Genomic DNA, 424 nt, shown 5'->3' with positions numbered 1-424 from the left:
CGTCGGGCTGCGGGGCGGGTACGAGCGCGAGCTCGAAGCTGCCCGCCTGGTCCGCGGACTCGGCGATCCGCAGACCGCCTCCCTCGGGGACACCGGCCTGGGTCTGCAGGTCGTGGACAGCGGTACGGGCGTTGTCGGTCAGGGTGAGCACGAGAGCTCCTCTCGTCGCCGGGCGGAACCCTGCGGGACACGTCCGTGCGGCTCACGCCTGGCTGGCGTGACCTGCCGTCGGTGCACCCTCCCGCGGGCTCCTCGGTCCACTCCACCGAAACAAGAACGCGCGCCGCTCGCAAGCGAATCGCCCGTTTCTCACCGAATTTCTCACGGAGCAAGACTGCGCGTGACAGCGTCCGACGACGCGCGTAGGGTCCGCGCCCGCGCGACCGGTCGACGCGCCGGCGGGCTCCTCCGCGCGGGTAGCCTG

The sequence above is a fragment of the Isoptericola sp. NPDC056134 genome, from assembly GCF_042264825.1.
GTDB classification, from domain to species: Bacteria; Actinomycetota; Actinomycetes; order Actinomycetales; family Cellulomonadaceae; genus Isoptericola; species Isoptericola nanjingensis.
The sequence above is the reverse complement of the archived record's forward strand: the minus strand, read 5'-3'. Positions refer to the sequence as shown.